The sequence below is a fragment of the Paenibacillus sp. UNC451MF genome (assembly GCF_000686845.1).
Taxonomy (GTDB): Bacteria; Bacillota; Bacilli; order Paenibacillales; family NBRC-103111; genus Paenibacillus_S.
Map to the genome: position 1 here is coordinate 17,658 of NZ_JMLS01000023.1, position 25,184 is coordinate 42,841.

The window sequence follows — 25,184 nt, forward strand, 5'->3', positions numbered from 1 at the left end:
TTATAAAAGAGGATTGAAAGAAAGGACAACAACAATGAGCAAAGATGATTTTGGAAATCGGATGAAAGAATACGAATATGCCTTCCGCCACAGTTTGCCGCGGCGTCTACCTGTCATCCTGAGAATTGATGGCTGTCACTTTCATACCTTTACACGGGGAATGAACAAGCCATTTGATGAGCAGCTAACCAGTGCATTATGGGAGACTTGTAAGTATCTTGCCCAAAATATGATGGGCTGCAAATTAGTTTACCACCAAAGTGATGAGATTTCGATCCTTCTCACCAATTATGATAAATTGACTACACAATCGTGGTTTGAAAACAATATACAAAAGATGGTATCCGTCTCTGCCTCTATGGCTACGGCTAAATTCAACGAGGTGTATAGAAAGCATGACCCTGGCAAGGAGTTAGCAACCTTTGATAGTAGAGCTTGGGTATTGCCTCACGATGAGGTAGCTAATTATTTTCTTTGGCGACAGCAGGATGCGACGAAGAACAGTATTTCAATGGTTGCGCAAGCACACTTCGCACATAAAGAGCTTCAAGGACTAGATGGGAAGCAGCTTCAAGATAAATTGTTTTTGGAAAGAGGCATCAACTGGAATGACCTTCCTGTTTGGCAAAAACGGGGAGTTTGTATTACGAAGCAGCATTATTTTAAGGGCGAGGTTCAAAGAAGGAAGTGGGACGTCGATTATGATACTCCTATCTTCTCACAGAATAGGGATTACATTAATCAATATGTATATTTGGATAGGGATGAATAGTTGTGGAATGTATCATTTTTATCGGTATTCAGGCTTCAGGGAAATCAACCTTTTTTAAGGAGCGATTTTTCAACTCCCATATGCGATTAAACATGGACATGTTCAGGACCAGACATAGAGAAAATATTTATCTGGAGGCGTCCTTCCAAGCCAAGCAGCCTTTTGTTGTGGATAATACGAATCCGACGGTTGAGGATAGGAGCAAATACATAGCCCTTGCTAAGGAGAACAAGTTTCGGGTGGTAGGGTACTACTTCGAGCCCGACTTTGAAAAGTCAATTAATCGAAATGAGGTACGCAAGGGGAAGGGAAAGGTACCAGAAGTTGGGATCCGGAGTGTTATGAACAAGTTGCAGGTTCCTGATTACAGTGAGGGATTTGATGCGCTGTTTCGAGTCAGGACGGATGACGGTATGTTTCATGTTGAGGAATTTAAGAGCTGATTTGGTACTTCACCGGATCAGCTCATTTTGTATTCAAATTATACCCACAACACCCCCATCGTAATACTTTCACCCTGTTCGCAAGCCGCACGAAATGCGATGATAATACTCGAAAGGCCGGCGACACGGACTTTCAATTACCTTCAGGCTATTGTGCTCCTTCCTTCTAAACTTCTCTGGTGATCTAGGGGCTCAACTTTCTTGAAGGTAGATCAGGCTATCGCATCTCTTCCTTCTAAAAACTCTGTTAAAGTATAGAGATGCGAATTTCCTGGTTTATTCTATCAATGGAGAGGAGGCATCCAGGCTATTATATTCCTTCCTTCTACAGTAATAAGCCCATGATAGGGATATTCATTTCCTGGAGTCTTTTATATGAAACATGTCATTTATTTGCGGAGAGCAAGCAAGCTTATAGTGGAACCGGGCTCGGGTTCCAATCCGATTTCCGATAGATTTTTAGCTACAGCGATGAAAAATATCGAATACCTCGGCTTTACTTTTTCGAAGCAGCTCATGGATACGGTACGAACTATGTCTATTGAAGAGTTCACGACTCTGTATGATCAGCTAGTGGTAGACTTGAAGACCCTCATAGGGGCCCATGTGAACTACAGGCCTATGTACCCCGATTTTCCTCGACAAGTGATGCTGGCAAGTGAAGCCGAGCTCTATATCAACGCTATCCTTCACTATATAACCCTTGAATTGCCGGAATACGAGGCCATAGATCGTTTTCCACTGTTGGATCAAGTGAATTTGAAGGTCATTGATCTGGGAAGTGAAGCGGAATTCGATCAAATGATTCGACAGCTTATCCAAGCGAAGGTCTCCATCTCGGCAGCAGACAAGGAAGACATGGATTGGGCTATTGAGCATTATGAGGATTTGGAGCCTATTATGCCACCAGAAATCCCGCTAAAAGAAAATGTGGGCTTCGTTGTCGGGGCATTAATGAAACACGAGAGAGCTAATACCAAACTCATTGGAAAATACATCAAAACCGCAACGGATGTGCTGCGTCTAGCCGTAGCGCTATCGGATGGAGACGTCAGTCTCGCCAGCCCTACGAAATTCCGGAAATTCAAGCGCTCCGAGAGACGCTTGCTTTTGGGCTTGCTGGAGCAATGCTTTCCAATAACTGAAGATATGCTCAGGTACAAGCATCGCTGGATTCGGCTCGGGGAAATTTTGCATCCTTCGGAATATAAAAACCAGTTTTTCTATTGTAAAGAGGCTTTCGATATTCTTCGCAACAATAAGCCTTTTGAGACTTTTAGAGGAAGTCTTGAGCTGGCGCTTCTATATAACAATGTATGGACTGCGGTGGATTTGTTAAAAACTCGTCCAGGCGAGTTTGCCAGAAGGCTGGATCATCTATTAAGAATTAGTGACGATGCCTCCCCTATTATAGAAGCGTTTGGAGAGGTGATCGATCAAGTATCGACTCCCGTGCTGCTGCAAGTAAGAACTCATTTTAACCATAGGAATGAACTGCAGGAGCTGCGTACGTTTTTCCCGAAAGGTAACGTGGCCAAAGCGGTAGCCATTGAAAACAGGCTTGCCGACTTAGACTCGGAGGCTTGCCAAGCCGTTGTAGATTTGTGCAGCAGTGCCTTGGTACGACGGTTCTCAGCTCTGCCTTCATTAGGAAATATTTATATGGATGAACGGCTGCAGTCTTACATGGTACCTTTCTCCCAAAGATCCGCTAGCAAATCTCTACGGACGATTGTAAGGGGAAGCAAGCTGCGGATGCCGGAAGGTAATACGATTCGGTTTTTTACTTGGTGGAAGGAAGGCGTAATCGACGGTAGGGCTACAGGACGGATAGATATTGATTTGTCGGCCGTTATGTACGACGATAATTGGCAGTATGTCGAGCATATCTCCTACACGAATCTTCGTTCTGATAAATATAAAGCGGCCCATAGCGGGGATATTACATCAGCACCTCACGGGGCTTGCGAGTTCATCGACATCCATATTCCTTCTGTTGTCAGCTATGGAGGAAGATATATTGTTGCTTCGCTGAATTCGTTTACTGAGCAGTCTTATTGCGATCTGCCGGAATGCTTTGCAGGTTGGATGATAAGATCGAATCCCGGGACGGGAGGCATATTTGAGCCTTCGACTGTAGTAGATAAAATCGATATAACCGCGGACACGCAAATTGCGATTCCTGTTATTCTGGATGTGGTGGAGCGAACGGTTATTTGGACGGACTTGGCTCTTACCAAACATCCTAACTACTATAATAATGTAGAAGGCAACCAAAAAGGGATGGTTCTAATGGGAAAAGCAATGACAACCTTAACGAAGCCTAACCTATACGACTTATTCATGCTCCATGCCAAGGCAAGGGGTCGGCTTGTGAAGAATGCAGCTGAGGCGGATACGATATTTTCGGTAGATCGAGGCATTACGCCTTTTGATACCAGTAAAATCATGTCGGAGTTCATTGTTTAGTGGTGCATGATGCCTCGGAGGGGTTTCGCATCAATCTGGGAACAGCTTTAAAAGTTGTTCCTTTTTTTATTTTGTGAATCGTGGATATGGAGTGGGGAATACTTCCTTTGAATCAAAATGGTATATAGTAGAACATAGAACGTAAAAGAGGTGAAAAGATGAATATTGCAACATCAGTAGACCTGGGAGCTTTTATCCAAAAGTTACTGCAGACCAAAGGAAGCCAATACGAGCACAGTCTGGAATCTTACCTAAGGTCCCTTTATACAAATGTACTGCTTCATGAAAATAATCTAATGTCGTACTCATTGTTGGGTGAGTTGCTGGAAGCGAGCTTTGATACCTTGCCATCGGATTACGATGAGCATTGGAATAGATACAATAGACCACCGTCCCCAGACACGGCTGCCAATGGTTTTATGTATGCAAAGGAAGTGCTGCTGTTTCAAATTTATGATTTGAGGGAGATGGAGCGTCAAGAGCAGGAGAATAAGTACCGATTTTTGGGTACAATCTCAAGGACCAATCATACTTGGTATAACTTTGATATTTTCTCTTATTTGGAATGCGGAGCGTCGGGCTTGGAGGATCATTTAGGGGAAGTAACGCAATGCGATTGGTTCACTTTCGGTAAGTTCCTGGAGTTAGGTCGTTTGTACGAGTAAAATTCTACACAAAACTCTAATATATTTTAAGAAAATGATTCCATCCTACCTATTTTGCCATTACACTGTTCTTACACTACATCATTTTCAATGGGGCTAGAGTATGAACTTTCTAATAAATAACAACGTGCGTATCCAATATGAATACTACTCTAAGGAGCAAAATCACACCAAAGAAACGATCGTTCTCATCCACGGAATGGGTTTGAATATGAAAACCTGGGATTATTTCATCCCCCACTTGAACTCGAAATATAACGTATTATGCTTTAATATTCGTGGGCACGGGAAGAGTGACATTGATCAGGATAGCTTTGATTGGAATGTACTCTGCGAGGATTTGTACAAGCTTCTAAATGAGCTTGGAATTGAGGATTGTCATATTGCTGGTCATGGGCTAGGAGGCACCTACGCAGTTTGCTTTACTAATCGCTATCCTGAATATGTGAAGCGGCTAATATTGATATCTACCCTTGCCTTTTATCCCGCGGAAATTGTGGAGGAGTCCAAGCAATACCGGATGAAATTATTTCAGCCGGGCAACGTGCATGCGCTTGCGGAACATCTAATCAATCTGATAACGATTAAGCCTATAGATAGCCCTGAAGGCATGACACTGCTGAATGCTTATGAGGAAACGACCTTTGAGACTTATTTTGCGATGGTGGATTTATTTCTTCGCTCTACTCCGGCTGAGGACCTCAAGAAACTTGCTGTTCCTACTCTAGTCCTAGCGGGCGAGCTTGATATTTTATTTCCACACTATTTATCCAGCATCACAAGCAGCTACATACCGAAGTCTACTTTTCATATTGTTCCGGATGCTTCCAACATGACGTTCATAGATCAGCCAGAGCATACTGCAAAAGTCATGGATCATTTTATGAGTAATACAAAAGATTCGAGTACTATCCGACCTATTCATACGGATGATCCGGTAGTCAACGGGATGCGCTCGAAGGTAATGGACCTTATATTTGAAGGAAAAGCAAAGGCTTCGCCTAGAAAATCATTGCAGGTTCAATTGATGAATGGGTTCAAAGTCTATGTAAATGGCACGGAAGTGCTTCAAGGGTGGAATCAGAGGCTTGCCAAAAGATTGCTGGTGTATTTGATTTTTCATCCTGCCTGTATTAGGGAGAGCTTATATAACGAGTTTTGGCCTGACAGTTCATCCAAGCAGTCCAGCAATTACTTGAGCGTATGCCTGAATCATTTGAAGCAGCTGCTGAAAACGGAGGATCAAGCCAGCCTGCTTGCAGCTGACAAGGAGCACATTTATTTACATGGAATGCTGGAATGCGACCTGGTTAGCCTGAATCATGAAATCAACGATTTTTTTTCCGAGACGGATACTATGCGTAAAAAGAGGCTTGCCGAGGAAGTGATTCATTCTCTTCCAGAGTCATTAAACTTGGATATTTATGACGATTGGTTTCTAGAAAAGCTGGATGCAATCAAGGAAAAGCTGCGCAAGGTGGTGGTGTGGTTAATCCTGACTTACGAGCAGCAGGAAGAGGAAGATAAGATTATTTCCTGTATTGAAAAGGTACTGCCTTTACAGCCCGATTATCTGGAATATTACGACCATGTAATCACCATTTACGAGCGCAGGGGCATAAGAGCACTAGTGTCCAAGTGGATGAAGAAAAGAGAACAGGTGCTAGCGGACTTTTATTAAACAGTGCTGTGTGCTAGAGAAAATGGGAAGCAGCAGCAGCTTCTATAGCAGTTTATGTAAGGATATGGTAAGATTTAAACGCAGAAATGAAGTACAATGGCTGTAACTCTCTTTTTTTGACACATAAACGCATCATTCATTATCTCTACGAAATTACGGTGATCCCATGCAATCGATTTTTACATCCAGCGTCATTGATGAAGCTCTATTTCGAATCGAATCGTACAAGAAGCTTGCCGCATTGTTGCAATCGACGAAGAATAACGAAGGCATTTGCAGCTTGTCCGTCAAAGTATTAAGCAACTTTTTGGACTCGTCGCATGAAGAGGTTACTAGCTCTCTGTTGAAGCTCACCGATTTCGGCATTATTAAAAGCAATCGTTCTCTAAACGAATTCAAAGTGCTTCAAACGGATTTGGAGCAATCCCCTATAGGCCTGACGGAATCGCTCCTGCAGCTGTTGATCGACAAGCCGGAGTGCTCCTTTCAGCAGCAAGCCAACGAGCTTCAAGTATCGTTAAAAGAGCTGGAAATCATCTACGGTTATTTTGTTTTTATTTTGCAATAACAGCCTTATGCGAGCGGAGCCTATGACGTTCAAGTGAATGGAAGTTATCCACCTGCAACCCGCTGGCTTAAGCCGGAGGGTTATTTTACATGATGGCCTGCAAAGGGAATCTATCTTTTCGATGCAGGGGGTGGTGCCTCCTAAATGTAAGAAGAAGATTAAGGATTATGAAACAATCATGGGCTATGCAGATACTTGCTAGATGGAGAGTATAGCTGATAAGGTAGGATTAGGACAAACGAAGCAGGAGGCGACCCGTTGATGCCAGTGGATTGTTTGTAGTTAAGACCCCATTTATGGTTTTACATGGCAAAGGGTGAATCAAGTTGTTCTAAAAAAGCTTCCGATGCGTGTGATTAGACCCATTACGGCTCCACCGACAAAGAAATAACTGATGACGACGCTAAATGCAACAAGAAAAAGGCTTTTCAACACTTTGATAAAAATGATAACTCAACTCCAATTCGAATCTATTAAAATAGTGCACGAGTAAAGGCACCTTGTCTAAGGTACATGATTATGAAGGAAACCGCAAGTTTTACAGTTTCAGGGAATACTTGAGTTGAGGCGTCAGGAGGGACTGAAATGAAAAATAAATTTGAAATCGACTCGGCATGTTACATACTCGGTTTGCAGTTGGAGCATGCGTTGAATTACTTGGCAGATCACCATATGGTAGTGCATGAAATGGACGGAAAGCATTATACCGATGATGTTGGCATAGAGGAGTTGGAGAAGCTGGCGCATGCCGAACGCGCTTAAATCAGCAGATTTGCATGAAAGGTTTTACCTAAAGAAAGAAGGTTTCTTATGCTATTTTATAGTATAGCGGTTGTTGTCATTGCTATTGATCAGCTGGCGAAAATTTGGATACGTGGTTCAATAGCGGTGGGAGACTCGGTTCCGTTTTGGGATTCCGTACTGAATTTAACCCATTACGAGAATAGTGGCATGGCTCATAGCTTGTTTCAAGGCTACGGGAGGCTCTTCGCACTTTTTGCCATTTTATTTATCTCAGGCGTGCTTTATTACCGAAAAAAGGGCGACGTCAAAGGAAAGCCGATGGATATTAGTATGGGTTTCTTGGTAGGCGGTGCGGCCGGTAATGCAATTGATCGAATTTTATTCGGTAAAGTGACCGATTTCCTGGAGTTTACTTCGGGTCATGGCATTCTTAATTTGGCGGATGTTGCTATCAATATCGGCGTTGTCCTATTATTAATAACTGCGGCAGTGTCCATTATAATGAGAAAAGAATTTTTATGACTATAGGACCCAACTTAGAATAGGAGCGAAACAAATGGATTCGAACTTGCAAGCAATGCTTTCCGAAAATCCCGATATGGTTTTTGAAGAGGTCGTTACCATTACGATTGATAAGGATGATATGGATTTTTGGCTGAAGTTCACCTCGGAGTGGGGGGGCGTACTGTATTATCTGGACGAGAGAAATTCAAGGCAGCACGAGCAGGGCCATATTGGACAAGATCAGTATGAATTTATTAGAAGAACATACCGGTTAGGTTTAATTACAACGACCGGACTGCACGATAAGCTGAAGCTGAGCAAGGATGAGGCAGGGGAGGACGAGTACGCCTTTTCAATGGACTCGTTGGAATGTTACTTTATTCCTGCTTATCTAAGAGAGTACTGCAGCTCGAATAATGTCCTCAAAGCATTGGGAGAGAAGTATATTCAGTCGATGCTGCAAGGGCTGGAGAGCTATGGAAAGCCGGAAGAAAAGCTGGCTTCCATACAACAGCTGGTCGAGGAATACATTACGAACATGCACAACTATGCGAAGCAGCAATAAGCTTGAGCGGGGCTTCACCGCCCCGACTCGTTCATTCAAAGACTAATGTATTATGATCAATGCCTAAGAAGCCGTAGGCCTGGGCTATGATATCTTCATTGTTGTCTCCATAAAAATGCTGGGAGATTTGGCTCATGCCGGTTCGTTTGCCGAGCCGGTCGAGTTGATTTTTCATCAGCTTCGAATTGCATAAGACCGCAACCTTCTGGCAGTGGGGGAACATCCACTTCTGAAGCTCCTCAATCCGCTCATTCACATCTGGCGAAAAAACAAAAGGATGCCCGTTCGCCACCATCCCTCTGTTGTCGATCAGCAGCTTAATGTGGCCTTTGGTCAAGTAAGTACACGCTATCTTAAGATCAAAAGCGGTTTTGTTAACATCCTCCACGCTAAGTATTCCTTTGACCTGCCATGAAATAACCTGCTCATCGAAATCAATATGATAAACAAACCGTTCGCTTAAGGCTCTCTTATATTCACTTTTTACATAAGCCGTGTGCATAGAAAAGCGCTCATTGTCAAAAAAGTAGCTCATATCAACGTCCAGCGCATTTGTAATGATCGATATATTTTCCAGCGAAATGTTCCGCTCGCCCCGCTCTACGCCTCCGATGTAGGAACGGTCCATTCCGCAGCGTAATGCTAGCGCTTCCTGTGACATCCCGGTCTTAAGTCTAAGCTCTCGTACTCTTTGTCCAAAGTTAGTTAAGATGGTCATACCGATCCTCCTTATCCGATATGGATAATATAAGTATCATTATGCAAGAAATAAGGGGTAAAGTCACCAAATTTCGACAAGCAGCTCACATAAAACAAGTGAAGAGCTCTCCTTCCGACACCAACGGAATCATAAAGAATCCGCGTGGAAAGGGAGCTCTTCACCTGCACAGTCGATAGCAAATTATAATTTAAAAGAACGAATATTTTGCTGCAAATCGTCGGCGAGCTTGGACAAATGAGAGGCGGAATGGAATATTTCTTCCGTCGATGCCAGCTGCTCCTCGGATGCCTTGGCTACACTTTGCGTATTTTCGCTTGCGCTTCTCGCGATGTTTGCGGTAGATAGGATAGAAGCGGTAATTTCTTCGGTAGCCGCAGCCATCTGCTCAGATGTTGCAGATACCTCTTGCAGCTCATGGTTAATCGTTTGAATGTTTTCAAGTATTTGTCCGAACATGTCTCGGGTCGTGGCAGCGACGGAGATGCCGTCCGTAATTTCTTGGTTAACGGATTTCATCGAATCAATGGCCAGTCGCGTCTCGGACTGAATCTCACCGATCAAAGCCGATATCTCATCGGCCGAAGAGCTGGACTGTGCAGCGAGTTTCTTCACCTCGTTGGCGACAACGGCGAAGCCTTTTCCTTGCTCACCTGCACGAGCTGCTTCAATAGAGGCGTTGAGAGCAAGAAGATTCGTCTGATTGGCGATTTGGGCAATGATCGTTACAATCTCGCCTATTTCATCGGATCTTTGACCCAGCTTCTGGATAAATTCAGCCGTAGTGCTTGCCGAGCTTTGAATGGATCCCATTTGACGAACAACCTGCTCGACAGAATCGTTTCCACTTGCTGCATGATGCGAAGTTTCAATAGCTTTCTCGGAAACAACGGAGGATGTTTCGGCAATTTTACCGATGCCTTGAGCCATCTCTTCCATTGCTTTAGCGGTTTCTTCCGTGCTGGCAAGCTGTTCGGCTGAACCGCCGGATACTTCCTGCATAGCGGCAGCAACTTGTCTGGATGTGCCCGCCGATTGATCAGCGCTTGCCGCGAGCTCCTCGGACATGGCGGCTACCTGAGAAGATGTGTTGGACGTCTCTGTCACCGTGTGTCTCAAGTTGGTGACCATGGAAGCAGCGGCTCCAGCCAGGTCGCTCAGTTCGTCTTTACTCCGTACGGCTACGGGCTGAATGCTCAGATCCCCCGCAGCGACCTGAATAATATGTCCGGTCACTTTACGTAAAATGACAACGATGCGCAGGTGGAGTATCCAGAGAACAATGATGCTGAAAAGAATACTGGCGCCTACAATGGAATAGATGAAGATGCTGCCGCCTTTATGCGTGTCTGCGACTTCCTGAGCGGCTGCTATGGCCCCGTCATGATATGTTTTTTTCAGATCATTAAAAATCAGCTGCATATCATCGAACCTCTTTTGTCCCACTCGCAACAAATCCACGGATTGGGCCATCTGTCCACTGCGGCTTGACTCCAATATCAGCTTGTTATTGTCTTTAAACTCGGTCCAGGAAGCTTTAAGCTGGTCAAGTTTCTTCTTTTCTTCATCCGTAGTAATGGTTTTCTCGTAGATTTCGAGATTGGAGTCAAATTTATTGTACAGCTGGGAAATGCTGTTGCTCAGCATATCCATCGTCGGAACGTCCTGCTCGTCCTTGTGCCTGTAGGTCAAATTCAAGATGTGCTCCGCTTCAAAATTCAATTCGTTAATGGATTCGACACCTGGCATCCAGGTAACGGTAATAGCGTCAACGCGCCCTTTCATATAATCCATCGTCCCAACTGCAAAATACCCAAGAACAAAAAGAAGCAGTAAAACAATTCCGAACCCCGCAATTAATTTTTTGCCGACCGTAAAGCGCATGGACTTCACCTCATGTATTAGTCATAGTAGTAGAAAGTAGGTACTAGATATTTATTCGACAAATTTTTGCCAAATGTTTATGACTATTTTCACTATTTCTCATGAAAAATAGGTAACATGTCCGGGGAATCCGAAATTTAGGCAGGAAGAAGAAGACCGCCACTTGCATTAGAAGCGCAATTTTCATATAATAAGCTAAAGTTTCATACCTAAAATGCGTTGACGGAGTAAAGTAAGCAGTGCCTCTTTACAGGGAGGAGCCGCCGGAGATTGAGAGCGGTTCTACAGAAACAGGCTGCCGAAGTTCCCTCCTGAGCAGTCCTTTGAAACCACAGCGGATGCTGGAGGTAAGTAGGAGGGAGCCGGCCAAGAACTCATGTTCGGAACCGTTACATTCAATGAAGTGAGAAGGAGAATCCTTGTCCCTGCCGAGCGCTGTGCGCTGTGATGTAAGGGTGTCAAGATGCCTTCTAACAAGGGTGGTACCACGGCTTATTCGTCCCTTTATTGGGATGAATAGGCCTTTTTTTGTTGCCTAGGGAATGTTGTGAAGCAAATTTCCGTGTATAACGGGGGACTCCCCAAAAATGTCTAATCTTTGATTGAAGTGTTTCAGGATGAAGCTTCAGAAAGATTAGACGCCGAGCGAGCTTGCTCGCTGCGGACGGAATTTTCTACACAGCAGCACTTCACTTTCGGGGGATTTGTTCCGTTTTGTTCCGTTGAAGTCGGGGGTTATGAGTAGGTTGAACCACAGCGCTATACGGCGGCTACGAGGAAGATAAAAACTATAAGGAGGATGAACACATGAAAGAGCGTTTGGAAGCTCTAAAAGTCGAAGCTCTGCAGGAGCTGGCGCAGGTGACGAACCAGCAGCAGCTGAATGAAATGAAAATCAAATATTTGGGCAAAAAAGGTCCGTTGACCGAAATTTTGCGCGGAATGGGTGCTTTAAGCGCTGAGGAACGTCCGGTTATCGGGCAAGTGGCGAACGATGTACGCGGTGCAATCGAAGCCGTCATCGAGAGCAAGCAGGAGGAGTATCTAAAGGCCGAGACGGAAGAACGTCTTCGCGCTGAAACGATCGACGTTACTTTGCCGGGCAGACCTGCACCAGTAGGCGCAACACACCCTATCAGCAAAGTCATCCAGCAGATCGAAGATATTTTCATCGGCATGGGTTATACGGTAGCGGAAGGTCCGGAGGTTGAGCAGGACTACTACAACTTCGAAGCATTGAACCTGCCTAAGAATCACCCGGCCCGCGATATGCAGGACTCCTTTTACATTACAGATGAAATTTTGATGCGTACACAAACTTCCCCTGTGCAGGTCCGCACGATGGAGAAAATGAAAGGCGATGTGCCGGTCAAAATCATTTGCCCAGGTAAAGTGTACCGCCGTGACGACGACGACGCGACTCACTCGCATATGTTCACACAGATCGAGGGTCTTGTTATCGACCGCAACATCCGCATGAGCGATTTGAAGGGTACGCTGCTGCAGTTCGTGCGCGAGCTGTTCGGGCAAAATACGCAAATTCGTTTGCGTCCTAGCTTTTTCCCTTTCACTGAGCCTAGCGTTGAGGTTGACGTGACTTGTGCGATGTGTGGAGGCTCCGGCTGCCGCGTATGTAAGCAAACCGGTTGGCTCGAAATTCTCGGTGCGGGGATGGTTCATCCGAACGTTCTGGAAAAAGGCGGTTATGATCCTGAAGAGTACAGCGGCTTTGCCTTCGGTCTCGGGGTAGAACGCGTTGCCATGCTGAAATACGACATTGAAGACATCCGTCATTTTTATACGAACGACCTGCGTTTCTTGAAGCAGTTCGCCCATTTGTAATCGAGAGGAGTGTTAAGAGGACATGAAAGTATCTTACCAATGGTTAGCCCAATATGTGGATGTTACTGGATTCACAGCCGATGAGCTGGCAGAGAAGCTGACGCGGAGCGGTATTGAAGTGGATATTGTGGAAAAGCGCAACAAAGGGGTAGAGAAAGTACTCGTAGGTTTTGTGAAAACGCGCGAAAAGCATCCGGATGCTGATAAATTGAGCGTATGTACTGTAGATGTAGGGCAAGGCGAAGATTTACAAATCGTATGCGGAGCGAAGAACGTAGACGCAGGCCAAAAGGTTCCTGTAGCTATTGTAGGTGCCAAGCTGCCTGACGGATTGGTTATCAAACGCGCGAAGCTGCGCGGTGTAGAATCCCAAGGGATGATCTGCTCGGCGAAGGAGCTAGGCCTCAACGATAAGCTGCTGCCAAAAGAAATTCAAGAAGGCATTCTTGTACTGCCTGAAGATACTCAGGTTGGCGAGAGCATTCTTGATGTTCTGGCAATCAATGACGAAGTGCTTGATTTCGATCTGACACCGAATCGTTCTGACTGTCTGAGCATGCTGGGAGCAGCGTATGAAATCGCAGCGATTCTAGGACGTCCGGTTCAACTGCCGGATGCGGAGCAGGGCTTGCAGAAGAACGGTACAACTGGGCAAGCTTCGAATCATATCTCTGTGGAAATCACAGCAAAAGAACAATGCTCGCACTATGCTGCGCGCTATATCGAAAATGTTAAAATAGGTCCTTCCCCGCTATGGATGCAAAATCGTCTGATGGCTGCCGGCGTTCGTCCGATCAATAACATTGTGGACATCACTAACTTTGTCATGCTTGAGTACGGCCAACCGCTGCATGCTTTCGATGCGGATAAATTGGCTAACGGACACATTGATGTACGCATGGCGAAGTCTGGTGAAAAGATCGTCACTCTTGATGGAGTGGAGCGGGATTTAGAGCCTCACATGCTGCTTATTACGGACGGAACGAAGCCAGTAGCACTGGCTGGTGTGATGGGCGGAGAAAACTCCGAGGTAACAGACGGAACTGTACGTATTTTGCTCGAGTCGGCGAAGTTCGATGGGGGCACTGTGCGCAAAACATCCCGTCAGCTCGGCTTGCGTTCGGAAGCTTCCCTTCGTTTTGAAAAAGAAGTGAATCCGGAGGCGGTCATTCCTGCACTCAACCGTGCTGCTTCTCTTATGGCGGAATACGCTGGAGGTCAAGTTGCATCGGGTATTGTTGAAGCAGTGACGAAGGACAACAAAGTGGTACAAATCGAGCTTAGCGTAAGCAGAATCAATCAATATTTAGGTACGGAATTGTCCGCTGAGCAAGTAAGCGCGATATTTGACCGTCTGCATTTTAACGTGGAATCGCAAGGAGAAACCTTCACTGTTCATGTGCCTAGCCGTCGAGGTGATATTACGCGGGCTGTCGATCTGATCGAGGAAGTGGCTCGTCTGTATGGCTACGACAACATTCCAACGACGTTAATGAGCGGCGTTACGACTCCGGGAGCATTGACGAAGGATCAGGCTGTTCGCCGTCTGGTACGCAATGTGCTGACAGGAAGCGGCTTGCATGAAGCCATTACTTATTCCTTCACACATCCTGATCAAATTGCCGAATTCCCAGGAGCTTATCCAACTGCTAAGCCGATTACCCTGTCGATGCCGATGAGCGAGGAGCGCAGCACGCTTCGTACGAGCTTGATTCCTCATTTGCTGGATGTGGCTGCCTATAATCGGAACCGCAATACGGATAATGTAAATGTATTTGAGATCGGCAAAGTGTTCGTGACGGACGAAAGCTCGCTTACGAAGCTTCCGGAAGAGCGATTGATGCTATCCGCACTCATTACAGGCAAGCGCCATGAAACGCACTGGACGGGTAAATCCGGAGATGTTGATTTTTACGACCTTAAGGGCGTATTCGAAAGTGTTGTAAGCTACCTGGGCTTGCAAGGCATTGGCTACAAAGCTGCTCAGCCGGATGGCTTCCATCCAGGTCGTACAGCTCATATTACATTACAAACAGCAGAAGGAACACAAGTCATCGGTACTTTGGGTCAACTGCATCCTTCACTTCAACAGAAAAAGGATTTGGCGGACACTTACGTACTAGAGGTTGAGTTCTCCGTACTGGCAGAGCAAGCGAGCGAGCGTATTACCCACAAGCTGCTGCCACGCTATCCGTCTATCGGACGCGATATTGCCGTTGTAGTAGGCAGGGAAGTACAGGTCGGTGATCTGATGGCCAAGGTGCGTGAAGTGGCTGGTAGTCTGCTCGAATCGATCCAAGTATTTGATATTTACACGGGCGACCGTTTGGGCGCCGATAAGAAGAGCGTTGCGCTAGCTCTTGTGTACCGGACTCCTGAGCGTACATTGACCGATGAGGAAGTTAGCGAGCTTCATGCTAAGGTTGTTGAGGCATTGGAGCAAACGTTTGGAGCCGAGCTGAGAAAGTAAGAAACAGCTGCTCGTAATTTGTCATAAATATGCCTGCTACAGCAGGAAAAAAGGTTCCCCGTATCGAAATAAATGGAGATACGAGGAACCTTTTTTTTGTATTTCCAAGTGTTTACAAATGTCCTCCGATTATCATGGAAAAAATGGAGCCTTGGCTGCTGAAATAAAGCAACAAAATGGCTTGCAAAACCAATCAAGACCACCGGATGTCCGGTGTATTCCGAGCGGAGACTTTATAGACCTCCTCTGTGAAGGTAAGAAAGGAGAGTTTACTTGTGAGCAATGAAGAAAAAATCCGAATGACGGTAGATATATTTGGCACCCCCTATAAGCTGGTTGCCAGAACAAGCGCGACGAATATGAAACGAGTTGTTGCGCAGGTGAACGATCAAATGCATAAAATCGCCACGGGGTCCCCGCGGCTGGATACACCGAAAATAGCCGTTTTGGCGGCGGTACATATATCAGACGACTATTATAAAATGCAGGATGAATTTGAAGAGCTTATCGAGAAGCATAAGCTGCTTGAAAAGTCGAAGGAAGAGCTGGGTCAGCTAAAGGAGCGCCATGCTGTTCTTCTACAGGAATTAGAGGTGGAGAGGGAACGGCTTCAGGAGTTGGAGAACGATAGCCGTAAGCTCGAAGAAGAGCGTACGCAAGCTCAGGCTGAGGCTGCAAAGCTTCAGGAGGCGTTAAAGCAATCCGGACAGGAACGTGTGCGTTTAGAATCCAAGGCTAGAAGCGAGCAAGAACGCAGCCAAAGCTTGGAAAAGCAGCTCGAGGAGCAGCGCAAAGCGCTGTCGGAACTCGAAGAGCTAAGCTTAATGCAGGAAGCGGAGCTCGCAGCACAGATCGAGCAGCTGGAGTCCGAAACAGCCAGACTTCAAACTGAATTGGCACAGCTTGATCAGGAACGCGAGCAGCAGCTGGAAGAGCAACGCGGCTTGAATGCGAAGCTGCAAGAACAGGTGAAGAGTGAGCGTGAACGCAGCAGCGGCCTAGAGCAGCTGAAGCAGGAACGGGACCAGGAGCTTGAGCAGCAGCGTGGTTTGCAAGCGGAGCTGGAAGAGCAGTTGAAGCTGGCCCAAGAACGCGGCGGTGATCTCGAGCAGGAGCTCGTGAAGCAGCGTGAGGCAGCATCCGAGCTGGAAGAGCTGAGCCGGATGCAGGAGGCAGAGCTGACCGAACAGTTGGAGCAAGCACGAGCTGAAGCGTCGAAGTTTCAATCGGAGCTGGCGGTCCAGGCAGAGCAAGCGCAGGTAGAGGTAGCGAAGCTGCAGCAGCGGCTGGAACAGCAGAAGCGTGAACGGGAGCAGGAGTTAGAACGTCAGCGCAGCTTGCAATCGGAATTGGAAGAGCAGTTGAAGCACGAGCAAGAACGCGGCAGCGGTCTCGAGCAGGAGCTGGCGAAGCAACGCGAATCGGCAATCGAGCTGGAAGAGCTAAGCCGAATGCAGGAGGCGGATCTGACCGAGCAGTTGGAGCAGGCGCAAGCCGAAGCGGCGAAGCTGCAAGCAGAGTTAGCGGCGCAAGCAGAGCAGGCACAGGCCGAATCAGCGAAGCTGCAATCGGAGCTGGCAGCCCAATCGGAGCAAGCGCAGGTGGAGGTAGCGAAGCTGCAGCAACGGCTGGAACAGCATAGGCGCGAACGTGAGCAAGAGCAGGGACTTCAGCGCAGCGTGCAAGCGGAGCTCGAGGAGCAGCTGAAGCATGAGCAGGAACGCGGCAGCAGCCTTGAGCAGGAGCTGGCGAAGCAGCGCGAATCGGCAATCGAGCTGGAAGAGCTGAGCCGAATGCAGGAGGCAGAACTGACCGAGCGGCTGGAGCAGACGAGAGTCGAGGCAGCGAAGCTGCAAGCAGAATTGTCAGCGCAAGCGGAGCAAGCACGAGCCGAGGCGTCCAAGCTGCAAACGGAGCTGGCAGCTCAATCGGAGCAAGCACAGGTGGAAGTAGCGAGGCTGCAGCAACGGCTGGAGCAGCAGAAGCGCGAGCGGGAGCAAGAGCAGGAGCATCTACGCAGCGTGCAAGCGGAGCTGCAGGAACAGCTGAAGCGTGAGCAGGAACGCGGCGAGAGCCTCGAGCAGGAGCTGATGAAGCAGCGTGAATCGGCATCGGAGCTGGAAGAGCTGAGCCGGATGCAGGAAGCGGAGTTGAACGAACTGCTGGAGCAGGCGCGAGCAGAAGCAGCGAAGCTGCAGGAGGAGCTAGCGGCGCAAGCAGAGCAAGCACGAGCAGAAGCAGCGAAGTTGCAGGCAGAGCTAGCAATTCAAGCGGAGCAAGAGCAGGAGAAGCAGCGCAGTGTGCAAGCGGAGCTGGAGGAGCGGCTGAAGCGTGAGCAGGAACGCGGTGAAGGCCTCGAGCAGGAGCTGGCGAAGCAGCGCGAATCGGCGTCGGAGATCGAAGAGCTGAGCCGGATGCAGGAAGAAGAATTGACTGAGCAGCTGGAGCAAGCACGAGCAGAAGCGTCGAAGCTGCAGGCGCAGCTAGCGTCACAAGCGGAGCAAGCGCAGTCGGAGTCAGCAAGGCTGCGTGAGGAACAGTTGTCACAAGTGAGCAAAGTGCAATCCGAGCTCGAGCAATTGAAACTCAAGCAGGAGCAGGAATTGGAGCATCAGCGCAGCGTACAAGCGGAGCTGCAGGAACAGCTGAAGCGTGAGCAGGAACGTGGCGGAAACCTCGAGCAGGAGCTGGCGAAGCAGCGCGAATCGGCGTCAGAGCTGGAAGAGCTGGGCCGAATGCAGGAAGCGGAGCTGAACGAGCTGCTGGAGCAGGCGAGAGCGGAAGCAGCCAAGCTGCAGGAACAGCTGTCGGCACAATCCGAGCAAGCGCGAGCCGAAGCAGCTCAGCTGCAGACGGAGCTGAAGGCTCAAGCGGAGCAAGCGCAGGCCGAATCGGCAAGGCTGCGTGAAGAGCAGTTGACACAAGCGAGCAGAATGCAATCCGAGCTGGAGCAATTGAAGCTCGAACAGGAGCAGGAACTGGAGCATCAGCGCAGCCTGCAGGTAAAGCTGGAAGAACAGCTGAAGCAAGAGCAGGAGCGTGGCGACAGCTTGCAGCAGGAGCTGGCGAAGCAGCGTGAAACGTCGACGGAGCTGGAAGAGCTGGGCCGAATGCAGGAAGCGGAGCTAACAGAGCTGTTGGAGCAGGCACGAGCCGAAGCAGCCAAGCTGCAAACACAGCTGACGGCGGAAGTGGAGCAAGCGCAGGCAGAGTCTGCAAAACTGCATGAGGAACTATCTGCTCAGATAAATCGTACGCACTCCGAATTGGAGCAGCTGAAGCATGAGCGTGAACTGGAATTGGAGCAGCAGCTCGGCCTGCAAGCGGAGCTGGAAGAGCGAGTGAAGCTCGAACAGGAACGCAGCCGCGTTCTGGAGGAACAGCTAAGCAGCCTGCAGCAACGACTTGAACTTCAGCAAAGAGAGGCATCGGAGCTGCAAAAACAAAGCGATGAACAACTGCAGCGGTATGAAGAGCTTGGATTGTTGAACGATCAGCTGAATGAACAAATTCAGCTTCAACAAAAGGAATACGAGCTGCAGCTGGAGCGGAATCAGGAGCAGCAGAAACAGTCTCGTGCTGAGCAGTGGCAGGCTAAGGCATTGACCGATCAACTGCAGGAGCAGCTGGTGGAAGCATTGGAGCAGAAGCAGCTGCTTGAAGCTCAGCTTAATGATCAGGCTGTGGAGAGCAAGACGATTCTTGAGCGTTTGGAACAGCAACGGCAGCACAGCGATGTATTGACAGCTGAGCTGCAAGCGGAACGGGAGCAAGCTGGAGAGCTTCAGCGCAAGCTCGCTAGCCAGCTGGAAGAAACACAGCTCCAAGAGGAGTTGTACGCGGAGCTCCAGGGCTTACACGACGCAGCAGAGCGCGAGTTGCAGGAGCAAACTGCTCGCAGCGAGGAAGGGCTGCGAGATAGCGAGCAGCAGATCGCCGCGCTGCGAGAGCAGCTCGGGCACCGGGAAGTTCAGCTGGCAGAGCACCAACAGCAAGTGGCTTCAATGCAGGAAGAACTGCGCGGGTTGATGGCGCAATTCCGCGAGCAGCAGTCATACCAGCTGCAGCTGCAAGAAAGCGCGGGCCAGTGGCAGCGTCGCTATGAAGATCTGATGGCGCAGGCGGATGAACTTCGCAAGCTTAGTGGAGAGCAGCGGGAAGAGCTGGAGCTGCAAGAAGAGCTGTATAAAGAGCTTGAGGATCAGCTTGCTGAGCTGCAATCCCGGATGAAGAAGCAGGAAAGCGTGAGCCTGGAGGAAAACAGTCAGCTCGAAGCAGAGAGAGCGGCACTGCGGGAGCAGCTGCAGGGACAAGCGGAAGCGGCTGCGGCATTGGAGGTTCAACTGCTTAGCGAGAACGAACGATTGGCTGAGCTGGAGGAGCGTTACCAGCAGCAGGTTGAGCGCAATCAAAGCTTGCTGCACAATCAGGAGCAGCAGTTGGCTCGTATCGAAGAGCTTGAACGTCAATATAGTGTCGGACAACAGCTTCAGAGTGAGTTGTCGACCCAGATTGAGCAATCTCGAATCCAGTTTGCAGCTCATCAAGAGGAGCTGCAAATCCAGGTGGAGCTTTATAACGAGCTGCAGGAGCAATTCAAAGAGCAGGCTGCGCAAAATCTAGCTTTGCAAGAGGAGTATAATGACCACCGTGAACGGGCTCAACAGGTTTATACCGAACTGCAAGAGCTGAAATCCGAGTATGAGAAGCTGCAAATCGAGTATAACGAGTGGATTGAACTAGTTGTTGAAAATGATTAACGTCTTAAGGCGGGGGTCCCAATGAACGGATTGGATTGGGCTGCGGCTGTGATTACTGTGACGGGTACGGTATTGGGCTATTATCGAGGTTTGGTTAGCCAAATCGTATCCGTTGCGGGCTTGTTTATTGCTTACCTGGTTGCATTTGCTCTTTACCGGCAAACAGCTCCATTGGTAGCAGGAGTCCTTGCCCTGCCGGCTAATGAATCGTTCCAGAAGTATGAGAACCTCATGAAAGGTCTCCATCTCGATACCTACATATACAATGCCATTGCGTTCGCATTGCTTCTTTTTGGAGTGAAGTTTGCTTTAAGTCTGGTTGGTCGTATTTTGAATTGGATCGCCTTAACGCCGGGTCTCAAGACGATAAATCAATGGAGCGGAGCACTGTTAGGTTTGGCGGAGGCGGTGCTGCTAATAGTTATTGCCGTACAAGTGATGAGTGTAATTCCTAATGAAACGGTACGTCATTTGTTGGATGGCTCCAAATCGGCCCCTTATATTTACAACGCATTGCCGTCGGTGACGGACAAGCTTCATGAGCTTTGGAACAAAAAGGCCGCATAAACGAAAGACCGATCTCTAGGATTTCTAGAGATCGGTCTTTTTTTGCATGATTGGCAATCTTAGGATTCAACAATCAGCTTCGATTTCATATTGATATGGCCGGAACCGCAAGGAACCGTACAAATAATGTCGTAAGTACCTTCTTTGTCAGCTTTGAACGTTTTTGTTTTTGTGCTGCCGTCCAGCTTAACGTTCAGTCCCTTAATCTCTACGCCGTGCATACCCTCTTTATTTTCCAAGGTGACGGTAATGTCTTGCCCTTTTTTCACTTTATATTCAGCTTGATCGAACTTAAAGTTCGAAGCGACAAGCTTCAAATCGTTAGAAGCTCCAGTAGATGCCGTACCTGATGCTGCGTTAGAAGCCGGCGCAGGCGCTGTAGCCTCTTCTTTTTTGCCACAAGCGGATAATGCGAATACAAGACAGACAGCCACTGCCAACACGATTAACTTTTTCATTCTGTACCCCTCCATCAAACAATTATGGTTACCACATTGTTCATGATACACGAGCGATGTACAGAATGCAGTGACAAACCGGTGAATAATGGAAGGCGATTTTGCAACAAAATCCATAAAAAAATCAGTCTTACGGAATCCCGCATGACTGATTTTTAAGACTGCGAACGCCTAAAGTATGTTACTTCATTACTTACTCACGTCCGCCGTTTCCTTGCTCAAACGGAGTTTTGACCGGAATGAACAAGTCGATAATCCCGATGACCAATGCAGCCAGAATAGCGCCGATGAAGCTCGTCGAAACTCCACTTACAACAAATTGGGCCACCCAAATGATGACGGCACTCGTGATGAACCCAACGATTCCCCGGCCAAAAGGCGTAATCTTTTTGCCGAAGATACCTTCAATGACCCATGCTGCAATCGCAATGACCAATGCCAGGAAAAATGCGCTCCAGAATCCCCCGACCTTAAATGCAGGTACGATGAAGCTTACGAACATCAGCACCAAAGCAGATACGATAAACCTGACGATATGTCCAAGCAAATGCATCAGCTTATAACCTCCCTCTGTAGCGATTTTGGATGTCACGACCTTGAATAGCATTAAATTGACGATTTTCTCGCTGCACATAGTATTATGGCCTGCAAGGGTATGTTTATGTGAGCCAGATTTTAGGATGATGGAGAAAACGGCTATAGTTGAAAATTAGCTTATCCCTAAGGGTTCGGATATAATATAATGAATAGATCTGTAACGGAATAGAAAGGTAGGATGGAATTGAACAGCAAAATATTAAAGACTCTGGACTATGCCTCCATTTTAAATAAATGTGCACATCATGCGGAAACCGTATTAGGGAAAGAACGGGTCGAGGAGCTTCTTCCGAGCGGTGATTTTGAAGAAGTGAAGAGACGTCTCAAAGCGACCGACGAGGCGGTTAACGTTAATCGACTTAAAGGAAGCGCTCCATTCGGAGGCATTCGCGATATTAAATCCGCAGTCCATCGAGCGAGAATCGGAGGGATATTGAGCCCATCCGAGCTTTTCGATGTTGCTAATACGATTTATGGCGGCCGCAGGCTTAAACGGTTTTTGGCGGACGTGCATGAGGATTATCCTATTCCGTCCCTGATTTTGCTCACGGAGCAAATTGAAGAGCTGAAGACAACTGAAGATAGAATTAAGCAATGTATCGACGACAATGCGCAGGTGGTGGACTCGGCAAGCCCTGAGCTGGCCCGTATCCGACAGGAGCTGCGAACGAGCGAAACTCGTGCTCGCGACCGTCTGGAGCAGATGGTGAGAACCCCATCTATACAAAAAATGCTGCAGGATAACCTCGTTACAATCCGTAATGATCGCTATGTCATTCCTGTCAAGCAGGAGTACCGCGGCCATTTCGGCGGCATGATTCACGACCAATCCGCATCAGGCGCTACTCTGTTCATTGAGCCTGAAGCTGTAGTTCAATTGAACAACCGAGTGCGGGAGCTGAAGCTCAAGGAAGAGACGGAGATTGAAAAGATTCTTCGGATTCTTACCGAGTTGGTTGCAGAGTCTGCTGACTTTCTGCTGGGAAATATCGATGCGTTGGCCGAGCTGGATTTCACCTTTGCCAAAGCAGGTCTCTCTCACGAGATGAAGGCGACGCTGCCGGTATTGAATGACCGAGGATTTATTAAAATCAAACGCGGACGCCATCCCCTTATTCCTGCGGATGCGGTCGTTCCGCTGGATATCGAGCTTGGGAACCGGTACACGACGATCATCGTAACCGGTCCGAACACTGGCGGTAAAACCGTCTCACTCAAGACGATCGGTCTGCTCTCCTTAATGGCGATGTCAGGGCTGTTCGTTCCTGCGGAGGAAGGCAGCCAGCTGTGTGTTTTCGATGCTATTTATGCTGATATCGGCGATGAGCAAAGCATTGAACAAAGCTTAAGTACATTCTCAAGCCATATGACGAATATTATTCGAATCCTTCGCGATATGACCCCTAAGAGTCTTGTGCTGCTGGATGAGCTCGGTGCGGGTACTGACCCGGCGGAAGGCTCGGCGTTGGCGATATCGCTGCTGGAGTATATTCACAAAATGGGCTGCCGCATCGTCGCTACGACCCATTACAGCGAACTCAAAGCTTATGCCTTTGACCGTCAAGGAATCATTAATGCCAGTATGGAGTTTGACGTTCAGACTTTAAGCCCTACGTATCGTTTGCTAGTCGGAGTACCCGGACGAAGCAACGCTTTTGCCATTGCCGAGCGATTGGGATTGGCCAAATCGATCATCGACCATGCCCGCGGCCAGGTAGGCGAGGAAGATCAGCGCGTGGAATCGATGATTGCCACGCTGGAAGAAAACCGTTTGACTGCCGAAGCGGAGCGTCAAACGGCCGAACAACTTCGTCGCGAAGTGGAAAGCCTGCGGACAAAGCTCGAAGGTCAGCAGCAGCGCTTTGAAGAGCAGCGCGACCGGATGTTGGAGAAGGCGGAGCGGGAAGCTCAGGAGGCTGTAGCCAAGGCTCGCCGCGAGGCCGATGAAATCATCTCTGATTTACGCCGTATGCAGCGGGAAGCGAATTTGGTCAAGGATCACCAACTAAGCGACGCTAAGCGCAGACTGGATCAGGCGGTGCCCGAGCTTCGTCAGAAAAAGGCTTCCGCCGCGACGACCAAGAAGAAGCAGGATAAGCTTGAAGCGGGTGATGAGGTGCTCGTAACGAACCTTCGGCAGAAGGGGCATATCGTCGATGTGGTTAGTGATACTGAAGCTATGGTTCAGCTCGGAATTATGAAGATGAAGGTTCATTTAACGGATCTGGAGCTCGTTAAGGCTGCCTCCGCGGCGGCCAAAAAACCGCAGCAAGCAGCAGCGAGCCTCAAGCGTACACGGGATGAGAACGCCAGAATGGAATTGGATTTACGGGGATCCAATCTGGAAGATTCCATCATTGAAGTCGACCGATTCCTGGATGAATCGTACTTGGCTAATTTTGGCCAGGTCTATATTATTCATGGTAAAGGTACCGGAATTTTACGGACGGGAATTCAGGAATTTTTGCGTAAGCATAAGCACGTCAAGAGTTTCCGCATCGGCAATTATAATGAAGGCGGTACTGGGGTAACTGTAGCCGAGCTAAAATGACAAAAAATTTTCATATGCGATGAAACTCTAGGAAGGGTTACCTCGTATGTATAGTGTAAACATCGATGTTACTGTAAGATAGGATGTAAGACTTTTTAAAATACAAACTACTATTCATGGGAGGAATTTTAGGATGGGAATCTTTAAAAGACTGCGTGATATGACGATGGCTTCGATTAATGATTTGTTGGATAAAGCGGAAGATCCGGTAAAAATGCTGAATCAATTTTTGCGCGACATGGAAGAAGATATCAACGAAGCCGAAGTGGCTGTAGCGAAGCAAATCGCGGTTGAGAAGAAATTCAAGCAGCAATATGAAGAAGCATTCGAAATGGTGCAAAAGCGTGAAGAGCAAGCTTTGAAAGCCCTGGAGCAAGGTAACGAAGACTTGGCTCGCCGTGCATTGCAGGATAAGAAAGAGCATCAAACTCGTTATGATGAAATGAAAAATCAATACGATATTGCAAAAGGCAATGCCGATCGTCTTCGTAACCAGCTGCAAGAGATGAAAGACGAGTTCGGCAAAATGAAAAACAAGAAAGATTTGCTCGTAGCTCGTGCTGAAGCAGCTAAAGCCCAAAAGCAAATCAACCAGGCTATGTCCGGATTTGGAACTGACAATGCGGCGAAAGGCTTTGACCGTATGTCGGAGAGAGTATTGCAAATGGAAGCAGAAGCGGAAGCAAGCAACGAGCTTCGTTCCAAAAATCGCAGCCTCGACGACGAGCTGGATCAATTGGGCAAAAACGATGGCGTTGACGATGAGTTAGCTGCTCTGAGAGCTAAGCTACAAGCGAAGAAGCAATCTTAATCCACCCCGAAATAGTATCGACTTAGAAGAGAGACTGCGGCTGCCGGCCACAGTCTCTTCAACCGTTAACGCAGTTTCATATTCAGTCCCATTCCCGAATATGCTTTTCTTGTCC

19 protein-coding genes are annotated in these 25,184 nt (G+C 47.9%); 15 read left to right on the top strand and 4 right to left on the bottom strand.

From position 1 onward, the window contains the following. Positions 1-34: 34 nt before the first annotated feature. From BP97_RS0122195 to BP97_RS0122235, 9 genes are all read left to right on the top strand, one after another. Entirely contained in the window at positions 35-772 is a 738-nt protein-coding gene (locus BP97_RS0122195) for a tRNA(His) guanylyltransferase Thg1 family protein (RefSeq protein WP_028551084.1), read from the top strand. A 2-nt stretch (positions 773-774) separates the two neighbouring features. Beyond that, the gene (locus tag BP97_RS0122200; RefSeq protein WP_028551085.1) at positions 775-1,215 is read left to right on the top strand and encodes an ATP-binding protein; all 441 of its coding nucleotides are present in this window, start codon (positions 775-777) and stop codon (positions 1,213-1,215) included. A 375-nt stretch (positions 1,216-1,590) separates the two neighbouring features. Then, positions 1,591-3,684, top strand: a complete 2,094-nt coding sequence (locus BP97_RS0122205; RefSeq protein WP_028551086.1) for a TerD family protein — start codon at positions 1,591-1,593, stop codon at positions 3,682-3,684. A 158-nt stretch (positions 3,685-3,842) separates the two neighbouring features. After that, a complete protein-coding gene (locus BP97_RS0122210; RefSeq protein WP_051620875.1) occupies positions 3,843-4,349 on the top strand; it encodes a hypothetical protein in 507 nt (168 codons plus the stop codon). A gap of 103 nt (positions 4,350-4,452) precedes the next feature. Further along, complete coding sequence (locus BP97_RS0122215) at positions 4,453-6,030, top strand: alpha/beta fold hydrolase (protein ID WP_028551088.1); 1,578 nt, start codon at positions 4,453-4,455, stop codon at positions 6,028-6,030. A 166-nt stretch (positions 6,031-6,196) separates the two neighbouring features. Beyond that, positions 6,197-6,598, top strand: coding sequence for a hypothetical protein (locus tag BP97_RS0122220; RefSeq protein ID WP_028551089.1), 402 nt, complete (start codon positions 6,197-6,199; stop codon positions 6,596-6,598). A 585-nt stretch (positions 6,599-7,183) separates the two neighbouring features. Beyond that, positions 7,184-7,360: a hypothetical protein gene (locus BP97_RS40290; protein ID WP_156043282.1), complete on the top strand. Its 177-nt coding sequence runs from the start codon at positions 7,184-7,186 to the stop codon at positions 7,358-7,360. 48 nt (positions 7,361-7,408) lie between these two features. Next, positions 7,409-7,864 carry a signal peptidase II gene (gene lspA, locus BP97_RS0122230; protein ID WP_028551090.1) on the top strand — a complete coding sequence of 152 codons (456 nt, stop codon included), beginning with the start codon at positions 7,409-7,411 and terminating at the stop codon, positions 7,862-7,864. 34 nt (positions 7,865-7,898) lie between these two features. Beyond that, on the top strand, positions 7,899-8,411 hold the full coding sequence (locus BP97_RS0122235; RefSeq protein ID WP_028551091.1) for a hypothetical protein: 513 nt from the start codon (positions 7,899-7,901) through the stop codon (positions 8,409-8,411). Between the two features lie 31 nt (positions 8,412-8,442). Here BP97_RS0122235 and BP97_RS39425 read toward each other — a convergent pair whose 3' ends face one another. Together BP97_RS39425 and BP97_RS0122250 are read right to left on the bottom strand one after the other, a co-directional pair. Continuing rightward, positions 8,443-9,129, bottom strand: coding sequence for a helix-turn-helix domain-containing protein (locus tag BP97_RS39425; protein ID WP_081824314.1), 687 nt, complete (start codon positions 9,127-9,129; stop codon positions 8,443-8,445). A 183-nt stretch (positions 9,130-9,312) separates the two neighbouring features. Continuing rightward, positions 9,313-11,013 carry a methyl-accepting chemotaxis protein gene (locus BP97_RS0122250; RefSeq protein ID WP_028551092.1) on the bottom strand — a complete coding sequence of 567 codons (1,701 nt, stop codon included), beginning with the start codon at positions 11,011-11,013 and terminating at the stop codon, positions 9,313-9,315. Positions 11,014-11,820: 807 nt separating this feature from the next. On the opposite strand from BP97_RS0122250, the gene pheS reads away from it, so the two are divergent. The 4 genes from pheS (at position 11,821) to BP97_RS0122270 (ending at position 20,652) form a co-directional block, all read left to right on the top strand. Continuing rightward, on the top strand, positions 11,821-12,855 hold the full coding sequence (pheS, locus tag BP97_RS0122255; RefSeq protein WP_028551093.1) for a phenylalanine--tRNA ligase subunit alpha: 1,035 nt from the start codon (positions 11,821-11,823) through the stop codon (positions 12,853-12,855). A gap of 22 nt (positions 12,856-12,877) precedes the next feature. Further along, positions 12,878-15,325, top strand: coding sequence for a phenylalanine--tRNA ligase subunit beta (gene pheT, locus BP97_RS0122260; protein WP_028551094.1), 2,448 nt, complete (start codon positions 12,878-12,880; stop codon positions 15,323-15,325). 275 nt (positions 15,326-15,600) lie between these two features. After that, positions 15,601-20,085 carry a hypothetical protein gene (locus BP97_RS0122265; RefSeq protein ID WP_028551095.1) on the top strand — a complete coding sequence of 1,495 codons (4,485 nt, stop codon included), beginning with the start codon at positions 15,601-15,603 and terminating at the stop codon, positions 20,083-20,085. Between the two features lie 21 nt (positions 20,086-20,106). Further along, positions 20,107-20,652 carry a CvpA family protein gene (locus tag BP97_RS0122270; RefSeq protein ID WP_028551096.1) on the top strand — a complete coding sequence of 182 codons (546 nt, stop codon included), beginning with the start codon at positions 20,107-20,109 and terminating at the stop codon, positions 20,650-20,652. A gap of 59 nt (positions 20,653-20,711) precedes the next feature. Here the strand turns inward: BP97_RS0122270 and BP97_RS0122275 are convergent, their stop codons facing one another. Together BP97_RS0122275 and BP97_RS0122280 are read right to left on the bottom strand one after the other, a co-directional pair. Continuing rightward, on the bottom strand, positions 20,712-21,110 hold the full coding sequence (locus tag BP97_RS0122275) for a cupredoxin domain-containing protein (RefSeq protein ID WP_028551097.1): 399 nt from the start codon (positions 21,108-21,110) through the stop codon (positions 20,712-20,714). A 193-nt stretch (positions 21,111-21,303) separates the two neighbouring features. Beyond that, a complete protein-coding gene (locus tag BP97_RS0122280; protein ID WP_028551098.1) occupies positions 21,304-21,663 on the bottom strand; it encodes a phage holin family protein in 360 nt (119 codons plus the stop codon). Between the two features lie 228 nt (positions 21,664-21,891). On the opposite strand from BP97_RS0122280, the gene BP97_RS0122285 reads away from it, so the two are divergent. Both BP97_RS0122285 and BP97_RS0122290 read left to right on the top strand, forming a co-directional pair. Continuing rightward, positions 21,892-24,258, top strand: coding sequence for an endonuclease MutS2 (locus BP97_RS0122285; RefSeq protein ID WP_028551099.1), 2,367 nt, complete (start codon positions 21,892-21,894; stop codon positions 24,256-24,258). Positions 24,259-24,391: 133 nt separating this feature from the next. Beyond that, the gene (locus tag BP97_RS0122290; protein WP_028551100.1) at positions 24,392-25,069 is read left to right on the top strand and encodes a PspA/IM30 family protein; all 678 of its coding nucleotides are present in this window, start codon (positions 24,392-24,394) and stop codon (positions 25,067-25,069) included. The last annotated feature ends 115 nt before the right edge of the window (positions 25,070-25,184 follow it).